At 67.4% G+C, this 1,698-nt stretch carries 2 protein-coding genes; both read left to right on the forward strand.

The annotated features are described in order from the left end of the window. On the forward strand, positions 1–933 hold a 933-nt coding region (locus NZ453_RS21825), incomplete at its 5' end, for a zinc-dependent alcohol dehydrogenase (protein WP_263773117.1). Positions 934–1,005: 72 nt separating this feature from the next. Continuing rightward, positions 1,006–1,698: SDR family NAD(P)-dependent oxidoreductase (locus NZ453_RS21830; protein WP_263773119.1), on the forward strand; the 693-nt coding region annotated here is incomplete at its 3' end.

Here is a 1,698-nt window from a genome sequence, read left to right on the forward strand (position 1 = left end):
GTCCTGATCAAGGTCGCCTACGTCGGCGTATGCGGTTCCGACATGATCATCTACCAAGGCGTGCACCCGCGCGCCCAAGCCCCGCTCATCATGGGCCACGAATTCGCCGGCACCATCGTCCAAGGGCACCGCCGCCTCGCCCCCGGCACCCCGGTCACCGTCTACCCCCTCCTGAGCTGCGGCCACTGCGACCCCTGCAAGAACGGCTACGCCCACGTCTGCAACACCTTGAAACTCATCGGCATCGACTGCGACGGTGGCATGGCCGACTACGTCAAAGTCCCCGAAGACAACGTCCTCCCCATCCCCGGCGGCTTCTCGCTCAAGCTCGGCGCCTTCATCGAACCCGTCGCTGTCGGCGTCCATGCCGTCGCCCGTTCCCGCTACCGGCCCGGCGACACGGCGGTCGTCTATGGCGCCGGCCCCATCGGCCTGTGCGTCGCCGGTTGCCTCGCCTACTTCGGGGCATCCCAAGTCATGGTCATCGAAGCCAACCCACACCGGCTCAACGTCGCCCGGCAACTCGGCTTCACCGCCATCGACGCCGCGAACGACGACATCCGCGCCCAGGTCCTCGAACACACCCACGGCCGCAACGCCGACCTCGTCTTCGACTGCGCCGCCCACCCCAGCGTGCACGCCACCATGCTCGACATCCTGCGCGTGCAAGGCACCGGCGTCGTCGTCGGCTCCTACAAGAAACCGCCCGAAGTCGACCTGCTCAAGGTCGAATTCAAAGAACTCACCCTCGTCGGCACCCGCGTCTACGAGCGGCGCGACTTCGAAACCGCCATCGCCATCCTGCAAAGCGGGCGCATCGACTTCGACCGCCTGCTCACCGTCGCCGCCCCCGAGGACGCCCCCGGCCAGTTCGCCAGCCTGCTCAAAGGCGGCAACGACACCATCAAGCTCCTCTTCAAGCTCGGCGACTGACCGGCGGCCCCGCCCCGCGACGGAACCTGCCACGACAACAACCGATAACAACAACTCACCCCCAGGATAACCATGCTCGACCTCTTCAACCTCGAGGGCCGCGTCGCCCTCTGCACCGGCGCCAGCCGCGGCCTCGGCCGCGCCATGGCCGTGGGCCTCGCCAAGGCCGGCGCCGACATCGCCCTCGTCGCCCGCACCCCCCTCCCGGAAGTCGTCGCCGAAATCGCCGCCACCGGCCGGCAAGTCCGCGTCTACCCCCACGACCTCGCCGACATCGACGGCCTGCCCGACCTCGTCGCCCGCGTCAAAGCCGACTTCGGCCACATCGACATCCTGATCAACAACGCCGGCGTGCAGAGCCGGCACAAGGCCACCGAATTCCCGAAGAAAGACTGGGACTTCGTCATCGGCGTGAACATGAACGCCGTCTTCTTCCTCTGCCAGGAAGTCGGCAAGGTCATGCTCGCCCAAGGGCGCGGCAAGATCATCAACATCGCCTCGCTGCTCTCGTTCCAGGGCGGCCTCACCGTCCCCGCGTACGCCGCGGCCAAGGGCGCGGTAGCGCAATTCACCAAGAGCCTCTCGAACGAATGGGCGAGCCAGGGCGTGAACGTCAATGGCATCGCCCCAGGCTACATGGACACCGAGATGAACACCGCGCTGCTTGCCGACCCGACCCGCAGCCGGCAGATCCTCGAACGCATCCCGGCCGGCCGCTGGGGGAAACCGCAGGACATGGTCGGCGCCGCCGTCTTCCTCGCTTCC

The organism is Propionivibrio soli (genome assembly GCF_025770765.1).
In the GTDB taxonomy this organism is placed as follows: Bacteria; Pseudomonadota; Gammaproteobacteria; order Burkholderiales; family Rhodocyclaceae; genus Propionivibrio; species Propionivibrio soli.